Genomic DNA, 22,240 nt, shown 5'->3' with positions numbered 1-22,240 from the left:
TTAGGATATGGTATAAATACAAGTCCTGAAAGGACGACATAATAAATTAAGGCGAAATCCTTGCGACATACTGTGCAACCATGACGCAGCCCTTTGTCTGAACAGGATTAATATGATAAAAGGATGGTCAAGATAATCTTTGAGGTCGCTGCACAGAACTTTGTAGAAGGTCTTGATCCTAAGTTTTATCGAAGTGGGACGAATCCTCCACAGGACTGATAAGAGTGAACAAGATGCTGTCTATGATTTGGGCTAGGATTATCTTGAATATCACAACATGTTTTCCATCATGTTCTGACAATTATACTACGTATTTTGCTCGTTCACACGCCGGGGTGAACGAGCAAAGTGCGCAGCACCAGAGCCCGTAAATCGGGCTCTGGCGAGAGAAGTCGCAGCCACTGCGCTGCGACGAGATTCCATGAAATCCTATCGACATACGGTGCAACCACGCCGAAGCAAAGTGGTCTGAACAGGATTGGTAAGATAGAATGATCAGCACGATAGCCTATGCAGCATTCCAATTAGGTGAGGCTAAGTTCTTGATTCGAAGTTTTATCGAAGTGGGACGAATCCTCCACAGGACTGATAAGAGTGAACAAGATGCTGTCTATGATTTGGGCTAGGATTATCTTGAATATCACAACATGTTTTCCATCATGTTCTGACAATTATACTTCGTATTTCGCTCGTTCACACCCACGACACAGTGGTCGTGGCTCCCTCATCGTAGACCTATTTAAGGTCTACGGTTCTTCGAACTACATTCGGTCGTGTCATCAAAAATAATTAGAAGATAACGCCTCGGTAATTTGCTATCAACCTACGGTGCGATCAAGCCGGAAATGCTGACTGGTATATCACAAAAAAATGTGCATTGATTTTGTGTCGACAATCAATGCACATCAAGATGGGAATAATTATGAAAAAGTATATAAAAAATACTTGAATAGGAATTCTTGTTTTTACTCGTTGGGTGATATAAAATTATAAACGACTCCCGCTATCACCGCCCCTATGATGGGTGCAATCCAAAACAACCATAATTGTCCCAAGGCCCAATCTCCTGCAAAAATAGCCTGACTTGTACTACGGGCTGGATTCACTGAGGTGTTGGTGACAGGTATACTGATAAGGTGGATTAGGGTAAGTCCGAGTCCAATGGCTAAGCCAGCCATTCCTTGGGGTGCTTTGGGGTGTGTGGCGCCTAATATGATAATAAGAAAGAAAAAGGTCATGGTGATTTCTGTGACCAGTGCAGAAGTCATAGAATAGCCATCGGGGGAGTGCTCTCCATAGCCGTTGGAGGCAAAGCCACCAATCTCAAATCCGGCTTTCCCACTGACTATAAGGTATAGTATGGCCGCCCCCGCGATTCCTCCTAAGACCTGGGCAATGATATATGGAATAAGATCTTTTTTGTCAAATCGTCCCCCTATCCATAGTCCGATAGATACCGCCGGATTGAGGTGGCAACCGGAAATATGACCTATGGCATAGACCATGGTCAATACAGTAAGACCAAATGCCAAGGCTACTCCTGCGAACCCTATACCCAGTTCGGGGTAAGCTGCAGCCAATACCGCACTGCCACATCCCCCCAATACCAACCACAGGGTTCCAATAAATTCAGCAATAAATTTTTTCATTGTATGCGTGTTATGATTTGTGAATAAATAAAAACATCGTGATGGCCTCTATTAACTTTTGTCTATGTTCAATGGATGGTAATGAATGTGTTCATTAAGGATAATTTTCTTTAAATTATTGGTTTGAAATCTCCTCGTGTTTATTCAAACTATGTGATACTCTAAGAATATTTACCAGCGTTATTTCTAGATGTTAATCGGTATTGAGACTATAACTAAGTCCCCTCGTCACAGGTGAATGCCTTATTTTTTGTATTTTAATGAAAAAAATACTTTATCAAATCAAAATAAATGTAAGTATGATGTAGAGTAGGCGGTGTTTGTGGGGAATTTACACTATTGTATATTTTTTTACTGTAATCATTGATCTGGGTATGAAATTTATCGTCTATTGAGCCGAAATAATTAACTGTGAATGGCATAACTCAAAAAGGAATACTATTTTTGCGAAATAAATTTAAAATATCATGGGAAGAGCATTTGAATATAGAAAGGCAACCAAATTTGCAAGATGGGACAAGATGGCCAAGCAATTTTCTAAGGCTGGCAGACAGATTACAATCGCTGTAAAGCAAGGTGGACCTGATCCCGATTCCAATATTCAACTCAAGCGAGCCATCCAGAATGCCAAGTCCGTTCAAATGCCAAAGGACAAGGTGGAAGCCGCTATTAAAAAAGCAACAGATAAGGATACCTCGGGATATGAAGAGATCACATACGAAGGCATGGGACCACACGGTGTGGCCATCGTCGTAGAAACAGCCACCGACAATCCCCAGCGAACCGTAGCCAATGTAAGGGCTTGTTTTAATAAAAAAGGTGGATCCTTGGGGACTTCAGGAATGCACGATTTTATTTTTGATCGCAAAGGAGTTTTTTACATTAAAGAGGAAGAAATATCAGACGTCGAAGAAGCTGAATTGCAGTTAATCGATTATGGATTGGAAAAATTGGAGCTAGAAGAGACGGAAGAAGGTCAATTTTATAAAGCCTATGTGGCGTTTACCGATTTCGGTACTATGCAGTCGGGATTAGAAGAAGTGGGCTACGCCGTAGAGAAATCGGAATTGGAGAGAATTCCTTCATTTACCAAAGAATTGTCCGAAGCCGAGGTCGATGAGGTATTGGAATTGATCGATCGTTTGGAACAAGACGACGATGTACAAAGTGTTTTTCATAACCTAGAATAAGTAAGTGTCGTGTTCATAGAAGACATTAAAGAATATCCTATGTCGTTGTTGAATAGCTGTGTAGAAAATATTTTCTTTTCAATGTCAAAAATAAAGTGAACTTTGCGGTGTAAAGGTTTGTGATAGAATGCTGGATGAAGTGTTTCTGGAATTAGTTTATTATTTTCGCGTCAAATCCCAAGATGGATCATTTGGAATTAAAAAATAGGATAAAAGATAACCCACTGCCCAAACATGTTGCCGTAATAATGGATGGCAATGGTAGGTGGGCCAAAAATATGGGAAAAACCAGGATTTTTGGCCATAGAAATGGTGTGCGGGCCGTAAGAGCCATCTCCGAAGCAGGGGCAGAAATAGGTGTGAAATATTTGACTCTATACGCTTTCTCTACCGAAAATTGGTCGCGACCCAAGATCGAAGTCAATGCCTTGATGTCATTATTGGTAGAGACGATTCACCGCGAAATAGAAACCCTAAACAAAAACAATATTCGACTGCGAGCAATAGGCGATTTGAGTCAATTGCCTTCCAAAACATATGATGCCTTGATGTCTGGGATAGAAGATACCAAAGAAAATAGTCATATGGATTTGACTCTGGCACTCAATTATAGCGGTAGATGGGAAATCAAAAATGCCATACAATCTATGGTAGCAGATGCCGTAGATGATAAAATTAAACCAGAAGATATAACAGAATCAATGATTTCTAATTACCTTGCGACCCATTTTATGCCTGATCCCGAATTATTGATTCGGACCAGTGGTGAAATGCGTTTAAGTAATTTTTTGTTGTGGCAGTGTGCATATACTGAATTTTTCTTTACAGAAAAGATGTGGCCTCAGTTTACGAAGGAAGACTTTTTTGAAGCAATTATAGCTTTTCAAAACAGGGAGAGGCGATTTGGAAAAACCGGGGAGCAGATTGTTTAAGAATATGTTAAATGTACAACAAACTAAAAAAAAGCGGAATACATGTTTCGTTTTAACGTGAAGTAAAGCACTTATTTATATGAAATTCGACACTAAGAAGATACATTTTTTAACTCTCCTATTGGCTTTTATCTTGATGATATGGTCGCCATTGACTGGTTATAGTCAAGCATTGGAAGAAGGTGAGCGTTATGAAGTTGGGGAAGTAACCATCGTTGGATCAGAGCATACCGATCCCAAGGCCCTCAAAGTAGTAGCTGGCATAAAAGAAGGAGGAAAATTGAATCTCCCCGACGATGTCCAAGAAGCATTCAACAACCTATGGGAATTGAATTTGTTTTCAGATATTCAAATTGTTCAGCGAAAGGTCATAGATAAGGTAATCTTTTTAGAAATTCGAGTGACGGAGAAACCGAGATTGACTCGATTTGATTTTGTAGGCATTAAAAAATCTCAGGAAGATGACCTCAAAGAGGCCGTGGAGCCTTTCTTAGTCAAAGGAGGAATTGTGACCCAAAGTGCTACAACTAAGGCCTCAAGTGCCATTAAAAGATATTATACGGAGAAAGGTTTCTTGGATGCAGAAGTCGAAATGGTCCAAGTCAAAGAAGAAAAATTGGAAAATGGAGTGCAACTGAAGATCAATGTCGATCGGGGCAGTAAAGTGAAAATCCAAGATATCAATTTTAAAGGCAATTCCTTGGTGTCCGATAGAAAACTCCGTAAACAATTGGAGGATACCAAAACCAAAAGAAAATTGTTTGCTTCTTCCAAGTGGATAAAAAGAAAGTACGAAGACGATAAAAAGAAAATCATCACCTATTACCAATCTCTTGGTTTTAGAGATGCAAAAATATTGAGCGATTCCATCAGTCGAGAGCCAGATGGCGATATGGTCATTGATATTGAAGTAGAAGAAGGCAATCAGTATTATATCCGTCAAATTGGATGGAAGGGGAATACCCTTTACAGTACCGATCAATTGAGCCGTGTGCTGGGAATGAAAAAGGGAGACCTTTACAATCTCGAAGAATTGACCAAGAGGTTGAGCTTCTCCTTGGATGGAAATGACGTGTCTGCATTGTATATGGATGACGGTTATTTGTTTTTCTCTGCCAATCCTATCGAAACAGCGGTAGAGCAAGATTCGGTAGATATAGAGATTCGAATTTTTGAAGGACCTCAAGCAACCATTGACAAAGTAGTGATTACTGGAAATGACAGAACTCACGAACACGTAATCAGAAGAGAATTGACCACTTTGCCAGGCAAAAAATTTAGTCGATCTGATATTATTCGATCACAAAGAAAGGTCTTGGCCTTGGGCTATTTTAATCAAGAGACCATGGGTATCAATACCCCGGTTAATGAGCAGCGAGGTACAGTGGATATAGAATACGATGTCGAGGAACAATCTTCTGACCAATTGGAATTGTCGGCCGGTTACCAGCCTGCAGATCAGTACTACGGTACTAGTGGGGGGTTGATTGGTACTTTAGGTCTGACCTTTAACAACTTTTCACTGCGGAATATCTTCAACAAAGAAGCATGGCATCCTCTCCCTACTGGTGATGGACAAAAGCTGAGTGTGAGAGCACAATCCAATGGTAATTATTACCAGTCTTATAATTTTTCATTTACCGAACCATGGATGGGGGGTAAGCGTCCCAATTCTTTTACATTGGCGGCCTACCATACCAAATATTCAAGTGTACTTCAGATCAGTCAATACTTGACCATGTCCCAGTTGACCTTGGGATTGGGATCTCCGTTGAAATGGCCGGATGAAAACTTTATTATCAACAATACCCTGAATTATCAGAAGATCAACATCAATAACTACGGTTCGGTCTTTAGATTGTTGGACGGAACTTCGGTTTCCAATGGGGAATACAACAACGTATATCTAGAAACCACTATCGCTAGAAGTACTATATATGAACCCATTTTCCCTACAGAGGGTGCAACCTTTAGTTTGGCCATTCAGTTGACTCCGCCTTATAGTTTGTTAAATGACAAAACTTATGCGGGACTGGAACCTCAAGATAAATACAAATGGGTAGAGTATCACAAGTGGAATATAAAGGCAGAATGGTATAGACAAGTCTTTGGAAAATTTGTTGTCAAAGCTAGTGCAAAACTAGGTTTTGTAGGTCATTATAATAGTGAAATTGGGGATTCTCCATTTGAGAGATTCGATTTTGGTGCAGAACCATTGTCGTCCAATTATGTAATTACCGGACAAGATCGTGTGAATATGAGGGGGTATGAATCCAGTAATTTCCCCGCGGTAACCTTAGATGGTTCTACCATTACCGGATCTAGTGTGTACAATAAATATACCTTGGAATTGAGATATCCATTCTCACTTAATCCGAGTTCTACCATTTATGCCTTGGCCTTTTTGGAAGGGGGTAATGCCTTTAATAGTTTTACTGCTTTCAATCCATTTAATATTAAACGATCTACAGGTTTGGGACTTCGTGTCTTCTTGCCAATGTTTGGTTTGATTGGATTTGATTACGGTATTGGTTGGGATAAACCGAATTTACAAGCTACCGATGCCAAGTTTACAGATTTTGGAAAATTCCAGATCTTGTTAGGGTTTGAGCCTGAGTAGATGGTATAACTGCAATTAGATTTTTTCTCTGGATTGCTGTATATTGGTTTGTTGAATATAGTAGATACATGACCCAGTCCACAGCTTATCCTTTAGTATCCATCATTATACCGACCTGGAATAGGAAGGAATTGTTGCGGCAGACCCTGACGTCTGTCCGAGAACAAACCTATGTGTATTGGGAGTGCATTGTTGTGGATGATGGTTCCGAAGATGAGGTATTTGCCTCAATTCAGTCATTTGTCGCCGATGATGACAGATTTAAGTTGTACAAGAGAGCACGTCAACCCAAGGGCAGTAATACTTGTCGCAATATTGGGTTGAATCTTGCCCAAGGCGATTATGTGATTTTCTTAGATTCTGACGATTTATTGTTGCCTCATTGTTTAATGAATCGCATTGCATTTGTACAAGATCATGCCGATTGTGATGCTTGGATGTTTTCTTCAGCTCTTTTTCGGGAGAATATAGACAATATAACTATGATGGCTAAGGTTGACTATGGTCGACAAGAAGAATATTTTGGATTTTTGCTTCAGAATTTGTGGACTGTGAATGGAGGATTTATTCGGAATATCTGGAGAAATGGAAATGGCATATGGTTTAGAGAATCTATGCCTCGTTGGCAAGAATGGGATTTTTATATTCGGTATATGATGGCTGGATATAAGGTCAAATGCGCTAGCGATCGACCACATGATGTAATGTATCGCATTCACGATGAAACCAATAGAATCAGCAAGTCCAAAGTGTTGACCTCGGAAGAAATAGACATCATGTATCAAACACTACAGGAGATTTATGACAATATGGATGTGAAAAATTCTTTTTTGATCCATAGTTATACTTATCGATTGTTTTATTTTTTCGCCTATCTGTTGAGTCGCAATCAAGGTCGGGCCATCGAGCGGGGCCATGGGTTTTGTACCTCCCACGATCTTCCTTTAACGCCAGCCATGAAAGTGTTTTTAGGGATTTGGCCTATTTTTGTCACTACCTCTTTGGGGCAAAAGATCTTGGGCAAGGCATTGAGTTATGTACTGGCGTCGAGATTTAGATTCCTAAATCGAAAATTAAAAGAAATATGAGGGCAGATGGCGGAAATCTAACCCTAGCCATAGTAGTGTCCTATAACGGTGAGCAGTATATAGAGGCCTGTATTTCCTCGTTATTGGACATGGAAGGCTGTGATGTTTTAGTTGTCGACAATCATTCAACAGACCGTACCTTGTCCATTCTTCAAACTTTTGGCAAGGACATCGAATTGTTATCCAATGTTGAAAATCTGGGTTTTGGACAGGCCAATAACCAGGGATTGCGATATGCGCGAGATAATGCATATGAAGCCGTCCTGTTGGTCAATCAAGATACGGTATCCACTCCAACAATGTTGACCGGTTTGCGACAAACATCTCTGCAATATCCCGATATAGGAGTACTGTCTCCTATGCATTACAGCGATGGAGAAACTTTGGATGTATATTTCGAGTCCTATATTCGTCGGGCGTTGGATGAAAATAGGTATTACCGTGATCACCATCATCTTTTGTTGGTTCAATTTGTCAATGCTGCTTTTTGGTATTTACCAATGGCTACCATTCGCAGAGTAGGGGGATTTGATCCTCTCTTTTTCCTCTATGGTGAGGACAATGATTATATTCACCGCCTTCACCATGCCGGTCTATCCGTTGTGGTCAATACGTCTGTCAAGGGGTATCATTTGGATCGTCATTCACGTCAGAAGGTTGAATCACCCCAAGACTATGAGCGTTATTTTATGGTGGGATTAAAAAATGTCAATGATGGATGGATAAAGGCCGTATTGAAGTTCGGTTATGATGTGGTTAAAGTATTGATAGGGAGTCTTCGTCGAGGTCAGGTCAAAGAGATCAGATATTTATGTATAGCAGTCACGAGAATGATGGTTAAATATCCTCGAATATACAGAAGCCGGAAACAGAAGGGGGAGTTTCAATATTTGGATTAGTCTGTGGTTTTTTTGAAAATCCATGGAAATTGAGATGACTGAGCATGACTGAATTCACCCCCTGAGGCATGACGAGGTATCATTATAGTATGTTAAATTATTGTTGTTTTAAACCCAGGTTAGACTTATTTAAATCGCAAGATTAGAGGCAATTGTGAGTTTGTATCGTATGAAAAACGACGATATTTATTTCCTCTATAGAAGGTATTGTAAAAAATAAAATTATTAAAAGACTTCTATTGAATTGTTTAGGATAGTGTATCTTCGTTTGAAATTGATAACTATTAGAATATGAATATTTTAGTAACAGGAGGGGCTGGATATATAGGGACATCCTTGGTTGAAGCCCTGCATCAAAATCCAGAAGTTAAGCGTATTGTGATATACGATAACATGTCGCACAACAATATTCGTTTTTTCTTTAACGGAGTTAAATTAGATAAAGTGGAGTTTGTTCAAGGCGACATTCTCAATCACATTGAGTTAATGCGAGTGCTCCAGGACATAGATGCTATTTACCATTTGGCCGGGGTGGTAAAGTCACCATACAGTCATGAAGATAGTTTGAAGTACGAGCAGATCAACCTTTGGGGGACGGCCAATTTGGTTCAGTGTTTAGAGAAAAATACTCGAGTTCAAAAATTTATCTTTTTGAGTACAGCCTCTGTGTATGGTTTTCACCATGTGGAAAATGAATTGATGGAACCCAATCCTATGAATGCTTATGGTCGATCGAAGCGGGAAGCAGAAAAATTTATTCAATTATTGGCCAATCGGATGATCGTCGATGTATTGAGGATAGGGAATGTTTACGGCTACAACAGAGCGGTGAGATTGGATTCTGTTATCAATCGATTTATATTTGAAGCCCTGTGTTATGGGAAAATAAAGATCTATGGAGATGGGGAACAAAAGCGACCATTTATCCATATCGATTCACTGTCAAAAGCCTTGATGAATACATTGCCAACGGGTAAAAAACCCGGATACGGTTTGAAAATTCACAACCTAGTAGATTTTAATATTAGCATTAATCAAATACGATTTATATTAAGAGAAATTATCCCCAATTTGGAGTATATTCATATTAATCAAGGCCAAAAAGTGCCTAGCTTGGAAGTAAATGATGCTCGGTTATTGACTGAGAATAAAATTGAGGAAGCGCTGATTAATGAAGTGTATACTTTTTCTAATCATTTTATACTAAACAACCAAGAACTCCTCGTTCCTTCCAGTAATAAATAAAAATTATATGTTGAAAATTGGAATTATTGGTTTGGGCTACGTCGGCTTGCCCTTGGCAGTGGAATTTGCCAAAAAATATCCTGTTGTCGGTTTTGATATTCAATCATCGCGCGTAGCTGAGTTAAATGGATTTCATGATAGTACCATGGAAGTGGAGGAAGAAGAGCTTCGAGAAGTCCTGGGAAGTGAGGCTGAGGAAAGTGGGTTGACTTTGACTTGTGAGCTCAATGATATCGGGGATTGCAATTTTTATATTATCACCGTACCTACACCAGTGGATTCTAATAAAAAACCCAATTTCGGCCCATTGATTTCGGCTTCCACTACGGTAGGCCAGGTCTTGAAGCAAGGAGATATAGTGGTCTATGAATCGACGGTATATCCAGGAGCAACAGAGGAAAAATGTGTTCCGATATTGAGTGTGGAATCGGGATTAGAGTTCAATAAAGATTTCTTTGTAGGGTATAGTCCAGAAAGAATCAACCCGGGGGATAAACAACATACGTTGACCAAAATCGTCAAAATCACAGCGGGATCCACGCCGGAAGTAGCAGAGAAGATCGATGAAGTCTATCGCTCCATTATTACCGCAGGTACATATCGAGCGGCTTCCATTCGAGTGGCCGAGGCGGCCAAAGTCATTGAAAATTGTCAGAGAGACATCAATATTGCCTTTGTCAATGAATTGGCCAAGATATTTAATAAGCTAAATATCGATACCATTGAAGTCCTAGAGGCCGCTGGGAGTAAATGGAATTTCTTGCCATTTAGACCGGGTTTGGTCGGCGGACATTGTATAGGAGTAGATCCATATTATTTGGCACAAAAAGCTCAGGAAGTAGGGTATCATCCTGAAATGATATTGGCTGGACGACGCATTAACGATGGAATGGGGAGTTTTGTAGCCCAGGAAATCATAAAGTTGATGGTGAAAAATGACCTTTCGCTTAAAAACTCAAAAATATTGCAATTGGGGATTACGTTTAAAGAAAACTGTCCCGATATAAGAAATACAAGGGCTGTAGATATTTATCGTGAATTGGCCGATTATGATTTGGCCATCGACGTCTATGACCCTTGGGCTGATCCAAGTCAAGTATCACAAGAGCTGGCTATAGATTTGTTGGAGGACTTGCCGGATTTGAACCACTACGATTGTATTGTGTTGTGTGTTTCACACCGGGCATTTGAATCTATTGATCCTATCTCCCTAAACGGAAATACCTTGATATATGACGTGAAAGGGTTTTGGGATAAAAAATTAAGTCAGGCAAGATTGTAATTATAAACGATTAGTACAATATTAAAAAATCAACGATATTTCGATATGAAAATAATTATTACAGGCGGTGCGGGTTTTATTGGATCCAATATCGCGCGTGCCTTATTGCGTAGAGAGGATGTAGAAAAAGTAACTGTTTTGGACAACCTCTTGACGGGAAATATCGAAAATCTAGCCGATATATTAGACGATCATCGTTTGGAATTTGTCGAAGGAGATATTAGAAATATGGATACTTGTCTTAAGGTATTCAGCGGAGGAGATGCCATATGTCATCAAGCTGCACTGGGATCGGTGCCTAGATCGATTAAAAATCCGGTGTTGACCAACGATCACAATATTACTGGTACTTTAAATGTATTTACGGCGGCCAGAGACTTGGACATTAAGCGAGTGGTATATGCTTCTAGTTCTTCTGTCTACGGAGATGAAGCCAATATGCCCAAGGTAGAAAGTAGGGTAGGACGACCATTGTCCCCATACGCGGTTACCAAAAAAGTGTCTGAACTATATGCCGACAACTTCGGTGCTCTTTACGATATGGAGATGTTTGGTCTGCGTTATTTTAATATTTTCGGCCCCTATCAAAGTCCCAAAGGTGCCTATGCAGCTGTGATCCCTTTATTCGTTCAGGCCGCCTTGTCCGGTCAGCCTGCAACCATTAATGGCGACGGCAGTTTTAGTAGGGATTTCACTTATGTGGACAATGCCGTGCAGGCCAATATCAATGCTTTGTTTTCAAAAGAATCTACGGCATATAATCAAGTGTACAATGTGGCTTGTGGATATAGGACGAATCTCAACGAATTGTGGGCCATGATCAATACTGTTTTGGGGACAAATATCGAAGTGCAATATGGGCCTGAGAGACCTGGGGATATCCCCCATAGTTTGGCCGATATTTCTAAGGCTGAAACCCTATTGGATTATTCACCAAGTGTGGATATCGAAACTGGGTTGAAATTGACGGTAGCCTATTTAAAGAATTATTTTTCAAAAGTAAATTAAGGTGTTCACACAAAGGACATTTCTCTTATAAAAAATTAACTGTTTATTGTAATATGAATATAGCTGTAGTAGGAACTGGATATGTAGGATTGGTTACAGGTACTTGTTTTGCTGAGACTGGGAATCAAGTGGTATGTATTGATGTAAATGAAGATAAAGTCAATCGAATGAAGAATGGGGAAGTACCCATTTACGAACCGGGTTTAGAGTTGCTATTCGAGAGAAATTCTAGGCAAAAGCGATTGAGTTTTACTACTGACTTGGCCACAGGTATCCAGAATGCCGATGTTATTTTTCTGGCATTGCCTACACCTCCTGGAGAGGACGGTTCAGCGGATTTGTCCTATATTTTGGGTGTGGCCGAAGAATTGTCTCATTTAATTACCAGTTATTCTGTAATTATCGATAAGAGTACTGTGCCAGTGGGTACGGCTGATGAAGTGCACAAAGCCTTGGCAAAGAATTTGGATACGAACTTGTTTGACGTAGTGTCCAATCCCGAGTTTTTGAGGGAAGGGGTAGCTGTAGAAGATTTTTTGCGTCCAGAAAGGGTTATCATCGGTACCAAGTCGGAAAGAGCCAAGAAAATTATGGAACGACTGTACAAGCCATTTGTGCGACAGGGGAATCCCATTTATTTTATGGATGAACGATCGGCTGAAATGACTAAATACGCAGCCAATAGTTTCTTGGCTACCAAGATATCGTTTATGAATGAAATCGCGAATCTCTGTGAGAAAGTAGGAGCTAATGTAGATCAGGTTCGCATAGGGATAGGGTCGGACTCTAGAATAGGGAAAAGATTCCTATTCCCTGGAGTGGGCTACGGTGGATCGTGTTTCCCTAAAGACGTTCAAGCTTTGGCCAAGACTGCTGAGGTCAACGAATACGATTTCCAGATCCTCAATGCCGTTATGGATGTCAATAAAAGACAAAAACAGGTGTTGGTCGATAAAATTGTAGACTATTTCGGCGGCGATATTACCGGTAAGACTATAGCAGTATGGGGATTGGCATTTAAACCCAATACCGATGACATCAGAGAAGCTCCAGCCATTTATATTATTGAAAAATTGTTGGCATTGGGAGCTGGAGTTAAAGTTTATGATCCAGAAGCTATGGACAATGTCAAAAAGATATTTGGGGATAAAATTAGTTTTTGTTCCGACCAATACGAAGCCTTGATCGAAGCCGATGCCCTAGCGATTGTCACGGAATGGAGTGTGTTTAGAACGCCTAGTTTCTCGGTGATCAAACAATTGTTGAAATCTCCAGTGATTTTCGATGGTAGAAATCTATATGAAGTTGATTTTATGCGCGAAATGGGGATACACTACGAGAGTATTGGACGGTCGACGACCTAGCAGCCCGATATGTAGAGGATAGGATCGATAATGGTTTATACGAATTACAAGTTTTTGCTGTAATACCAAATGAATTTTTAATTGTCGGTTATATTTACGTAGAGCCTAGGCTTTTTTTCTGCTTTAAAAAAAAGTAATAATGTCTAGACAAAAAAGAATATTAATCACAGGAGGCGCAGGATTTTTGGGCTCTCACCTCTGTGATTATTTCTCGGAGGCAGGGTATTACGTAATCGCCATGGACAATCTGGTGACTGGAAGTGTAGACAACATAGCTCATTTGTTTTCCGAAGTCAATTTTGATTTTTACGAGCAGGATGTTTCCAAGTACGTACATGTAGCTGGCGATCTCGATGTGATATTGCACTTTGCCTCTCCAGCAAGTCCCATAGATTACTTGGAAATGCCCATTCAGACCTTAAAGGTAGGATCACTTGGGACCCATAATTTACTGGGGCTGGCCAGGGCCAAAGGAGCGCGATTTATGATTGCCTCTACTTCAGAAATATACGGAGACCCATTGGTTCATCCCCAGACTGAAGAATATTGGGGCAATGTCAATCCTATTGGGCCGAGGGGAGTCTACGATGAAGCCAAACGGTTTCAAGAATCCATGACCATGGCCTACCACAAAGTACACAAGATCGACTGCCGAATCGCTCGGATATTCAACACCTATGGACCGAGGATGAGGGTGAAAGATGGCAGGGCCCTACCTAGTTTTTTGGCTCAGGCATTGTTGGGAGAATCCTTGACCATCTATGGCAATGGAGAACAGACGAGGTCTTTTTGTTATGTCGACGATTTGATTCGAGGGGTGGTTCGTTTGTTGGAAGTGCCGTATAATCTGCCGATTAATCTCGGCAATCCCGATGAAATTACCATAATAGAATTGGCTCGTAAAATACGCTCTTTATCCCCCAACTCCTCTTCTGACATCGTGCATTTACCTTTGCCCGAAGACGATCCCCAACGCCGTAGACCAGATATTAGTAAAGCTAATGAAATTCTAAATTGGTGGCCGAGAATTGGATTGGATGAAGGGTTACAGTATACTTTATCTTATTTTAGAGACAAAATTTTTATGTAAAATTGTAATGTGTCGCTGAAAAAACAAAGCATTTCTAGTCTGTTATTTGTCCTCCTGGAGCAATTTTTCAACAGGGGGTTTAGATTTGTTTTAAATATTGTCTTGGCGCGATTGTTATTGCCCGAAGATTTTGGTTTAATTGCTATCGTAATCATTATTGTGGAAATTGGTCAGAGTTTAGTAGGATCGGGGATGACGGCTTCTTTGATCCGGTCAACAGAGGTCAATGAACGCGATTATTCTACGGTTTTTGTAATCAATCTTGTATCCAGTATCTTTCTCTATGGATTACTCTTTGTTGCTTCTCCTTGGATAGCTGATTTTTTTAATGCTGAAGAGCTCACTTTGATTATTCGATTGTTGGGGACGTCACTGATTATCGGATCCCTCTACAGTGTTCATTGGACCATCTGGATAAAGGAACTTCAATTCAAGACCTTGTTTGTGGTGCAATCTCCAGCTCTGGTCATCAGTGGCGGTGTCGGTGTAATAATGGCCTACAATGATTATGGACTGTGGTCCCTGTTGTATATGTATCTCACACAATCGATTTTGACTGCTGTGTTTGTCTATCTCTGGTCGGATTGGCGACCGAGATTCATCATTGACGGGGAAAGGGGAAGACAGCACTTCGATTTTGGTTATAAGTTGGCTTTGTCCTCCTTGTTACAGACATTTTTTAAGTATATCTATGATTTAATGATAGGCAAAATGTACTTGGCCTCGGTATTGGGATTGTACAATAGGGCTTATGCGATGCAAAATTTTCTGCCCAGTTTATTGGTGTCGAGTACGAATAAGATAATTTTTCCCTTGTTTTCCAAGATGCAGTCAGATGATGAATTCCTAAAACAAAATTATAAGAAATTATTATCCATGGTCTATTTGATTCTGACTCCAGCATTGGTTTTCGTGTATATTATGGCAGAAAATTTATTTGTCTTTTTGTTGACCGATAAATGGTTGGCGGCAGTGCCTTATTTTCAATTGCTCTGTGTGGTGGGCTTATTGCAACCTTTGCAGGCCTATAACATGACCTTGTTAAAGGTCTTCGGTCGCAGTGATTTATATTTGCGATTGGAGGTGATTAAGAAAATTTTATTGGTTCTGGGCTTGTTGATTATTTTTCCCTACGGCATCTACGGCTTGTTGTATTTTCAGATTGGGTATGGGGTTATAGAATTGTATCTAAATGCTTTTTACAGTAGACGGTTTATAAAGTATGCCTTGTTTCAACAATTTCAAGACATAATTGTGGTTATTATTATGCCTATTGTAATTGGTGTTCTATGTTACGGCTTTTATAAGTTCTTTATTTACGATGTAATTCCCTCACCTTTGTTACACTGTTTAGTGTTTGGGATGGGGTATGGACTACTGGTAGCTACAGTGGCCTGGATAGGGATGCCGAGATTGGTAGGCGAGATTAGATCAATGGCAATATCCATGGTGAATCAAGTTCTAATGAGAATTGATTAACCATTCAATTTTGAGGAGTAATACGAATTACATTTATAATTAACGGAAATCTTTCGATCTATTGTAGAGCCGCAATGCATTGCGGCTTAAATATTGTGGATTAAGACGTAATGCTATACTGGTAGTATCTTAACAAGGAATTCCAGGGCAATCACGCCTCGGCACAGTGGCCTCGGTTCCTTCGTCAAAGGTCGATTTACGACCTTTGGTTGCCATTCTGGCAACTTTACTCAATCACACCGTAGCTACGGCTATGCCTGTGTTTTTTGCCTCGTCTATCTTCAAATATTTTCAAAATCTTTTCCGTTATCATAAAATGTAAATCGTATAATTTATACTAAATACATTTATAATTGTCGGCTATATTATGATTTAATGTAGAGGCATGATTGAATGAAGTACAAATTATCCAATCCATATTTTATGGATTGGGTACTTCGTACAGCTTTCGGTCGTTCTCACCGAAGGTCGATTAACGATCTTCGATGCTTTACATTTCGATCGGACATTCAAAATCCTAAAAGGCATTATAAAATACATATGTTATTAATTCTTCGATTAATTGAATTTGGTTTATAATGTTGATATTAAATGAATTATGGATAATTTTGAGACTTATTTATTGAAAATTAAATAATTTGATAAGAATGGTTAAGTAAGACTCAATTATTCCTTTATTTTTGCATTTTTAAGCATGTATTTCAAACGATTATGGAGCACATATATCCGATTTATAATAATTCTGTACCAAGAGAAGAAAAAGAAAACTTCCTTGGGCAGCGGGGTACAGTATTTTGGCTGACCGGACTGTCGGGTAGTGGCAAGAGTACGCTAGCGCTAAAATTGGAGAAATCCCTGCTTAAATTGAATCATTTGTCCACCATATTGGATGGAGATAATGTGAGAAGTGGATTGTGTAAGGACTTGACCTTTATTGAAGCAGATCGCGAAGAAAATGTTCGACGTATCTCGGAATTGGCCAAACTTTTTGTACGCAATGGCATTGTGACCATTTGTTCCTTTGTCAGCCCTCTTCAATCCATGCGTCAGTTGGCCAAAGAAACCATTGGGGCATCAGATTTTCATTTGATTCATGTAAAAGCGAGTGTAGAAACCTGTATCCAACGGGATACTAAAGGACTTTATAAAATGGCATTGGGAGGTGAATTGAAAAATTTTACTGGGATTGACGCTCCTTTTGATTTGCCAGAAAACCCTGATTTGGTTTTGGATACCGAAGAAGAATCCGAGGAATCTAATATCCAAATATTATTAAATTACGTGTTAAAATACATTAAGTTATAATGGATTATCATCTTAATCATTTAAAAGAACTGGAGTCGGAATCAATTTTTGTTTTGCGAGAAGTAGCTGCGCAATTTCAAAATCCGGTATTGTTATTCAGCGGTGGAAAGGATAGTATTTTAATGGTCTATCTAGCGGTTAAAGCATTTTATCCGGCTCGAGTACCCTTTACTTTACTACACATCGATACTGGACATAACTTTCCAGAGACCCTTAAATTTAGGGATGACTTGGTTGCTAAATATAACCTTAACCTAAAAGTGGGCAGTGTACAAGCAGCCATCGATGAAGGAAAAATAGTAGAAGAAAGAGGTGTGAACGCCAGTAGAAATTTATTGCAAACCTCGGTATTGTTGGAGTCCTTAGAGGAAGGTAAATACGATGCCGCCTTGGGTGGTGGTCGTAGAGATGAGGAAAAAGCCAGAGCCAAGGAAAGATTTTTCTCACACAGAGATGAATTTGGACAGTGGGATCCCAAAAATCAAAGACCTGAGCTTTGGAATATTTTCAATGGCAAGAAACACATGGGCGAGCATTTCAGAGTATTTCCTATTTCTAACTGGACGGAATTGGATGTTTGGCAGTATTTGGCTATAGAAAATGTGCCATTGCCCAACTTGTATTTTGCACACAAACGTCAAGTCTTTATGCGTGATGGTGTGTTGTTGGCAGATTCGGAATATATCGAGAAAAAGCCCAATGAAGAAGTTGTGGAGCAGGTGGTGCGTTGCAGAACCATAGGAGATATGACATGTACTGGAGTGTGGGCATCTGAAGCCTCAACAGTGGAAGAAATTATTGAAGAAGTAGCCACTACTCGAATGACAGAGCGAGGAGGAAGAACCGATGACAAACGTTCGGAGACGGCCATGGAGGATCGCAAGAAACAAGGATACTTTTAGTCAATTGTCCATTTACTTTTTAATCATCGCATCGAAATTAAGGATGCTTTCAAATAGCTATACGTGAATAATAATAACAATAATACCAATCATAACTTACAACAGGAATACGAAGACACTGAATTGTTGAGATTTACCACCGCGGGTTCCGTGGATGACGGTAAGTCTACCCTAATCGGTCGACTTTTGTATGATAGTAAATCAATCTTCGAAGATCAATATGATGCAGTCAAATCCGCCAGTGAGCGCAGAGGAGAGACATCAGTGAACTTGGCTTTGCTTACCGATGGTCTTAAGTCAGAGAGAGAGCAGGGGATCACCATCGATGTGGCTTACCGATATTTCTCTACGCCTAAGCGAAAGTTTATCATAGCGGATACTCCAGGACATATTCAGTATACTAGAAATATGGTGACTGGTGCATCTACAGCCAATGTGGCTTTGATATTGATAGATGCTCGTAATGGTGTGGTAGAGCAAACTCGTAGACACGCCATCATTGCTTCGTTGTTGCAGATTCCCCATTTGTTGGTATGTATCAACAAGATGGACTTGATGGATTATAGCGAGTCTGTATATGAAAGCATCAAAGAATCATTTGAAAAATTTTCTTCGAAGTTGGATGTATCAGATGTCAACTATATTCCTATCTCAGCATTGAATGGAGACAATGTAGTGACGCGATCTACCAATATGGATTGGTATGAAGGTTCTACTTTAATGTATTATCTAGAGAATGTCCACATAGCCAGCGATCACAATTTTATCGATAGCAGGTTCCCTGTTCAGCAGGTATTGAGACCATACAATGACGAATTTCACGATTATAGAGGATATGCCGGTCGAGTAGCTGGTGGGGTATTTAAGAAAGGAGATGAGGTAATGTTGTTGCCCAGTGGATTTACGACCAAAATTGCGAAGATAGATAGTTTTGACGGTGAATTGGATTGTGCATTCCCACCCCAATCAGTGTCTATATTGTTGGAAGACGATATGGATTTGGGAAGAGGTGATATGATTGTCCGTCCCAATAATCAACCGACGGTATCACAAGATGTTGAGGTGATGCTTTGCTGGTTTGACAGCAATCAACCCTTGCGTGCTAAAGGCAAATACATTATTCAGCATACGACGAATGAAGCGCGTTGTTTGGTGAAAGAAATCAGATATAAATTGGATATCAATACCCTGCATAGAGATCAGGAGAATCCCGAATTGAAAATGAATGATATAGGTAGAGTAGTATTGCGTACTACGAAGCCAATATTTTATGACTCATATCGCAAGAATAGAAGTACAGGAAGTATAATCTTAATCGACGAAGGAAATAATAATACCGTAGCCGCAGGTATGATAATATAATGGGGGCTAAGCTTCAATAGCTTGATTTTTAGAATGTCTTTTTGATTGTCTGCATAACCGTGGATTATGGCTGAAAAACCCAAGGATGATTTTTTTGTACATTCGTCTGCCTTTGTAGATGGTGGTGTACATATCGGTGCGGGAAGCAAAGTTTGGCATTTTTGCCACATTATGTCCGGTGCACGGTTGGGGGAAAATTGCATATTGGGTCAAAATGTCTTTGTGGGACCTGGTGTGGAAATGGGCCAGGGTTGTAAGATTCAGAATAATGTATCTCTCTATGCCGGACTCCGTCTCGAAGATCATGTCTTTGTGGGACCATCGGTAGTTTTTACCAATGTGACCAGACCCCGTGCTTTTATAGAGCAAAAGAATAATTTTGCACCTACCCATATCGGCCTAGGAGCTACTATTGGTGCCAATGCCACCATCGTTTGTGGTCATAGTATAGGTAGGTATGCCATGGTAGCTGCAGGAGGTTTGGTGACTCGGGATGTTCCAGATTATGCCTTGGTCATCGGTCAACCAGCTCGCTTTGCCGCTTGGATATGCCAATGTGGTCAAAACCTAGAACAGAGCACAGAAGATGAATATCACTGCCCTCATTGTGAGAGAAAATACCACTTGGTGGCTGACCAGATAAAGCCCAAGATATGAAACAGTTTGCCTTAATGGGTGCGGCGGGATATGTTGCACCTAAACATATGAAAGCCATTCGCGATACTGGTCACGAGTTGGTCGCTGCCTTGGATACCTTTGATTCTGTGGGTATCTTGGATCGGTATTTCCCAAATACTTCATTTTTTACAGAATTTGAGCGATTTGATCGGCATTTGGAGAAGTTAAAAAGACTGGGAAGGGCCATTGATTATATTGTTATTTGCACGCCCAATTATTTACACGATGCCCATATTAGATTCGGCTTGCGGTATGGAGCTGATGTGATTTGTGAAAAACCAACTGTCCTCAATCCATGGAATATGGATGCTTTAATTGAAATAGAGCAACAAGTCGATGTAAGGGCTTACACTATATTACAATTGCGCTGGCATCCGGTAATTTTACAGTTAAAACAAACTTTGTCCCTCGATAGAGGTCGGAAAAAGCAGAAAATCAACTTGACCTATATTGCTCCTAGAGGAAAGTGGTATTATGCCAGTTGGAAGGGAGAGGAAAACAAGTCAGGAGGGATAGCGACCAATATAGGAATTCATTTTTTCGATATGTTAATATGGGTTTTTGGCGAGGTGATTGAACACAAGGTCTTTGTGAGGAGCCACGATAGAGTGGGGGGGCAATTGGAATTGAAAAACGCCAGTGTACAATATTTTCTCAGTATCAATCCCAGTCATATAGATGCGGTGGCTTCTGAGGGGAGTCAACATTCTTATCGTTCGCTGGAAATCGATGGACAAGTTGTGGATTTTAGCAATGGGTTTGAAGATCTGCACACGGTATCCTACGAAAAGATATTGTCTGGCCAAGGTTTTGGTCTTACCGATGCCCAACCATCGATCAATCTAGTCCATAGTATCCGCAACATTGAGTTGTCAAAATTGGAGAATGGACGGGCAAATCATCCTCTATGGCAGCTACCCAACAGTCCTCATCCATTTTCTGTATAGTAGAAATGGAGGAGATTACCCTCGGTATAGATTTCAAAATATCAAGCGGATGCTTATTTTCTTTAATCTAATTCCTATTTTTGCGTTATGGCCAGAATAATGAGTATAGATTATGGTAGCAAAAAGACGGGATTGGCTGTGACTGATCCATTGCAAATCATTGTTACACCATTGATTACAGTGGAAACCAAAGATTTGATGTCTTATTTGACCGAGTATTTTAAGAATGAAGAAGTGGAGCTTGTAGTGGTAGGAGAACCATTTATGGCCGATGGACAGACTCCAGCTCAACATCATGTAAAGGTCATGGAATTTGTTAAAAATTTTGCAAAGACTTTTCCTCAATTGCCTTATTTGTTACAAGATGAGACCTTTAGCTCCCGTAGAGCGAGAGAGGTCGTGTATCAAGTGGCGGGATCTAGGAAGAAAAGACGGGACAAGACATTGGTGGACAAGGTGGCCGCTGCCATTATATTACAGGAGTATTTAAAACATATTTAGGGAATGATATTAGAGATTTTTGCCTACGGGCAGCCAGTATTAAAAAAAGTAGGACGTCGGATTGAGGAGATGGATGAAGTAACGGAGCGATTGATTGCCAATATGTGGGAAACCATGTACAATGCTTCAGGTGTTGGTTTGGCCGCCCCTCAAGTGGGACAAGGTTTGAGACTGTTTATTGTAGATACGGTTCAAATAATGGAAGAAGGAAAGGAGGCCGAAGGAATAAAAAAAGTATTTATCAATGCCGAGAAATTGGAGGAGTATGGTGAAGAATTCAGTTATGAAGAGGGCTGTCTAAGTATTCCCGATATACGCGCCGATGTTATGAGGCCTAGAAAACTAAAGATAAAGTATCTCAATGAAGATATGGAAGAGGTGATAGAAGAGTTTGAAGGTGTCAACGCCAGAGTTATCCAGCACGAATACGACCATATCGATGGAGTATTGTTTATTGAAAAGATCAATCCCTTAAAGCGCAATATTTTGCGAAGGAAATTGGATAAAATCCGAAAGGGAAAAATCAGTGTGGACTACAAGATGAAATTTGTATAAGGACTGAGGTCTATTTCTCCATTCTATGGATTGTGATTTGGTAGATAGAGTAGTTATACGAATTACGTTTATAATTTATAAGCTCAGTCATACCTCGGCACAGTGGCCTCGGTTCCATCGTCAAATGCCGATTTACGGCATTTG

The 22,240-nt window shown here is 40.1% G+C and carries 20 protein-coding genes; 19 read left to right on the top strand and 1 reads right to left on the bottom strand.

The window, feature by feature from the left end:
* The first annotated feature begins 491 nt into the window (after window positions 1–491).
* A complete protein-coding gene (locus LVD51_RS19995; RefSeq protein WP_262912759.1) occupies window positions 492–626 on the top strand; it encodes a hypothetical protein in 135 nt (44 codons plus the stop codon).
* 339 nt (window positions 627–965) lie between these two features.
* Here the strand turns inward: LVD51_RS19995 and aqpZ are convergent, their stop codons facing one another.
* Window positions 966–1,649, bottom strand: a complete 684-nt coding sequence (gene aqpZ, locus LVD51_RS10465) for an aquaporin Z (RefSeq protein WP_236971182.1) — start codon at window positions 1,647–1,649, stop codon at window positions 966–968.
* A gap of 467 nt (window positions 1,650–2,116) precedes the next feature.
* On the opposite strand from aqpZ, the gene LVD51_RS10460 reads away from it, so the two are divergent.
* From LVD51_RS10460 to def, 18 genes are all read left to right on the top strand, one after another.
* Entirely contained in the window at window positions 2,117–2,839 is a 723-nt protein-coding gene (locus LVD51_RS10460) for a YebC/PmpR family DNA-binding transcriptional regulator (protein WP_236971181.1), read from the top strand.
* 182 nt (window positions 2,840–3,021) lie between these two features.
* The gene (locus LVD51_RS10455) at window positions 3,022–3,771 is read left to right on the top strand and encodes an isoprenyl transferase (RefSeq protein ID WP_236971180.1); all 750 of its coding nucleotides are present in this window, start codon (window positions 3,022–3,024) and stop codon (window positions 3,769–3,771) included.
* A 79-nt stretch (window positions 3,772–3,850) separates the two neighbouring features.
* Window positions 3,851–6,391, top strand: a complete 2,541-nt coding sequence (gene bamA / locus LVD51_RS10450) for an outer membrane protein assembly factor BamA (RefSeq protein WP_236971179.1) — start codon at window positions 3,851–3,853, stop codon at window positions 6,389–6,391.
* 68 nt (window positions 6,392–6,459) lie between these two features.
* Entirely contained in the window at window positions 6,460–7,479 is a 1,020-nt protein-coding gene (locus LVD51_RS10445; protein ID WP_236971178.1) for a glycosyltransferase family A protein, read from the top strand.
* Window positions 7,476–8,378 (top strand): glycosyltransferase family 2 protein, encoded by a 903-nt coding sequence (locus tag LVD51_RS10440; protein WP_236971177.1) that lies wholly within the window; start codon window positions 7,476–7,478, stop codon window positions 8,376–8,378. The genes LVD51_RS10445 and LVD51_RS10440 overlap by 4 nt, the downstream gene beginning before the upstream one ends.
* Window positions 8,379–8,669: 291 nt before the next feature.
* The gene (locus tag LVD51_RS10435; protein WP_236971176.1) at window positions 8,670–9,623 is read left to right on the top strand and encodes an NAD-dependent epimerase/dehydratase family protein; all 954 of its coding nucleotides are present in this window, start codon (window positions 8,670–8,672) and stop codon (window positions 9,621–9,623) included.
* A 7-nt stretch (window positions 9,624–9,630) separates the two neighbouring features.
* Complete coding sequence (locus LVD51_RS10430; RefSeq protein ID WP_262912758.1) at window positions 9,631–10,905, top strand: nucleotide sugar dehydrogenase; 1,275 nt, start codon at window positions 9,631–9,633, stop codon at window positions 10,903–10,905.
* Window positions 10,906–10,950: 45 nt separating this feature from the next.
* A complete protein-coding gene (locus LVD51_RS10425; RefSeq protein WP_236971175.1) occupies window positions 10,951–11,913 on the top strand; it encodes an SDR family oxidoreductase in 963 nt (320 codons plus the stop codon).
* A 53-nt stretch (window positions 11,914–11,966) separates the two neighbouring features.
* Window positions 11,967–13,277: a UDP-glucose dehydrogenase family protein gene (locus LVD51_RS10420; protein WP_236971174.1), complete on the top strand. Its 1,311-nt coding sequence runs from the start codon at window positions 11,967–11,969 to the stop codon at window positions 13,275–13,277.
* 139 nt (window positions 13,278–13,416) lie between these two features.
* Window positions 13,417–14,367: a UDP-glucuronic acid decarboxylase family protein gene (locus tag LVD51_RS10415; RefSeq protein ID WP_236971173.1), complete on the top strand. Its 951-nt coding sequence runs from the start codon at window positions 13,417–13,419 to the stop codon at window positions 14,365–14,367.
* 9 nt (window positions 14,368–14,376) lie between these two features.
* Complete coding sequence (locus LVD51_RS10410; RefSeq protein WP_236971172.1) at window positions 14,377–15,846, top strand: lipopolysaccharide biosynthesis protein; 1,470 nt, start codon at window positions 14,377–14,379, stop codon at window positions 15,844–15,846.
* A gap of 711 nt (window positions 15,847–16,557) precedes the next feature.
* Window positions 16,558–17,151 carry an adenylyl-sulfate kinase gene (cysC, locus tag LVD51_RS10405; RefSeq protein WP_236971171.1) on the top strand — a complete coding sequence of 198 codons (594 nt, stop codon included), beginning with the start codon at window positions 16,558–16,560 and terminating at the stop codon, window positions 17,149–17,151.
* Window positions 17,151–18,053: a sulfate adenylyltransferase subunit CysD gene (cysD, locus tag LVD51_RS10400; RefSeq protein ID WP_236971170.1), complete on the top strand. Its 903-nt coding sequence runs from the start codon at window positions 17,151–17,153 to the stop codon at window positions 18,051–18,053. The genes cysC and cysD overlap by 1 nt, the downstream gene beginning before the upstream one ends.
* 63 nt (window positions 18,054–18,116) lie before the next feature.
* Window positions 18,117–19,415: a sulfate adenylyltransferase subunit 1 gene (locus LVD51_RS10395; protein WP_236971169.1), complete on the top strand. Its 1,299-nt coding sequence runs from the start codon at window positions 18,117–18,119 to the stop codon at window positions 19,413–19,415.
* A gap of 66 nt (window positions 19,416–19,481) precedes the next feature.
* Window positions 19,482–20,072: an acyltransferase gene (locus tag LVD51_RS10390; protein ID WP_236971168.1), complete on the top strand. Its 591-nt coding sequence runs from the start codon at window positions 19,482–19,484 to the stop codon at window positions 20,070–20,072.
* Window positions 20,069–21,040 carry a Gfo/Idh/MocA family oxidoreductase gene (locus LVD51_RS10385; protein ID WP_236971167.1) on the top strand — a complete coding sequence of 324 codons (972 nt, stop codon included), beginning with the start codon at window positions 20,069–20,071 and terminating at the stop codon, window positions 21,038–21,040. The genes LVD51_RS10390 and LVD51_RS10385 overlap by 4 nt, the downstream gene beginning before the upstream one ends.
* Before the next feature lie 87 nt (window positions 21,041–21,127).
* The gene (gene ruvX, locus LVD51_RS10380; protein WP_236971166.1) at window positions 21,128–21,541 is read left to right on the top strand and encodes a Holliday junction resolvase RuvX; all 414 of its coding nucleotides are present in this window, start codon (window positions 21,128–21,130) and stop codon (window positions 21,539–21,541) included.
* Window positions 21,542–21,544: 3 nt separating this feature from the next.
* Entirely contained in the window at window positions 21,545–22,096 is a 552-nt protein-coding gene (gene def / locus LVD51_RS10375) for a peptide deformylase (protein WP_236971165.1), read from the top strand.
* The last annotated feature ends 144 nt before the right edge of the window (window positions 22,097–22,240 follow it).

Origin of the sequence: Membranihabitans marinus (assembly GCF_021729155.1) — a bacterium.
Lineage (GTDB): Bacteria > Bacteroidota > Bacteroidia > Chitinophagales > Saprospiraceae > Membranihabitans > Membranihabitans marinus.
This window is presented reverse-complemented; position numbering and strand designations above follow the sequence as displayed.

Excerpts from the sequence above, each read along its gene's own strand:
- LVD51_RS10385 (WP_236971167.1), top strand. The coding sequence starts at position 20,069 with ATGAAACAGTTTGCCTTAATGGGTGCGGCGGGATATGTTGCACCTAAA.
- cysD (WP_236971170.1), top strand. The coding sequence starts at position 17,151 with ATGGATTATCATCTTAATCATTTAAAAGAACTGGAGTCGGAATCAATT.
- LVD51_RS10435 (WP_236971176.1), top strand. The coding sequence starts at position 8,670 with ATGAATATTTTAGTAACAGGAGGGGCTGGATATATAGGGACATCCTTG.
- ruvX (WP_236971166.1), top strand. The coding sequence starts at position 21,128 with ATGGCCAGAATAATGAGTATAGATTATGGTAGCAAAAAGACGGGATTG.
- LVD51_RS10445 (WP_236971178.1), top strand. The coding sequence starts at position 6,460 with ATGACCCAGTCCACAGCTTATCCTTTAGTATCCATCATTATACCGACC.
- bamA (WP_236971179.1), top strand. The coding sequence starts at position 3,851 with ATGAAATTCGACACTAAGAAGATACATTTTTTAACTCTCCTATTGGCT.
- LVD51_RS10460 (WP_236971181.1), top strand. The coding sequence starts at position 2,117 with ATGGGAAGAGCATTTGAATATAGAAAGGCAACCAAATTTGCAAGATGG.
- LVD51_RS10390 (WP_236971168.1), top strand. The coding sequence starts at position 19,482 with ATGGCTGAAAAACCCAAGGATGATTTTTTTGTACATTCGTCTGCCTTT.
- LVD51_RS10415 (WP_236971173.1), top strand. The coding sequence starts at position 13,417 with ATGTCTAGACAAAAAAGAATATTAATCACAGGAGGCGCAGGATTTTTG.
- def (WP_236971165.1), top strand. The coding sequence starts at position 21,545 with ATGATATTAGAGATTTTTGCCTACGGGCAGCCAGTATTAAAAAAAGTA.
- LVD51_RS10425 (WP_236971175.1), top strand. The coding sequence starts at position 10,951 with ATGAAAATAATTATTACAGGCGGTGCGGGTTTTATTGGATCCAATATC.
- LVD51_RS10420 (WP_236971174.1), top strand. The coding sequence starts at position 11,967 with ATGAATATAGCTGTAGTAGGAACTGGATATGTAGGATTGGTTACAGGT.
- aqpZ (WP_236971182.1), bottom strand. The coding sequence starts at position 1,649 with ATGAAAAAATTTATTGCTGAATTTATTGGAACCCTGTGGTTGGTATTG.
- LVD51_RS10430 (WP_262912758.1), top strand. The coding sequence starts at position 9,631 with ATGTTGAAAATTGGAATTATTGGTTTGGGCTACGTCGGCTTGCCCTTG.
- LVD51_RS10440 (WP_236971177.1), top strand. The coding sequence starts at position 7,476 with ATGAGGGCAGATGGCGGAAATCTAACCCTAGCCATAGTAGTGTCCTAT.
- LVD51_RS10455 (WP_236971180.1), top strand. The coding sequence starts at position 3,022 with ATGGATCATTTGGAATTAAAAAATAGGATAAAAGATAACCCACTGCCC.
- LVD51_RS19995 (WP_262912759.1), top strand. The coding sequence starts at position 492 with ATGATCAGCACGATAGCCTATGCAGCATTCCAATTAGGTGAGGCTAAG.
- cysC (WP_236971171.1), top strand. The coding sequence starts at position 16,558 with ATGGAGCACATATATCCGATTTATAATAATTCTGTACCAAGAGAAGAA.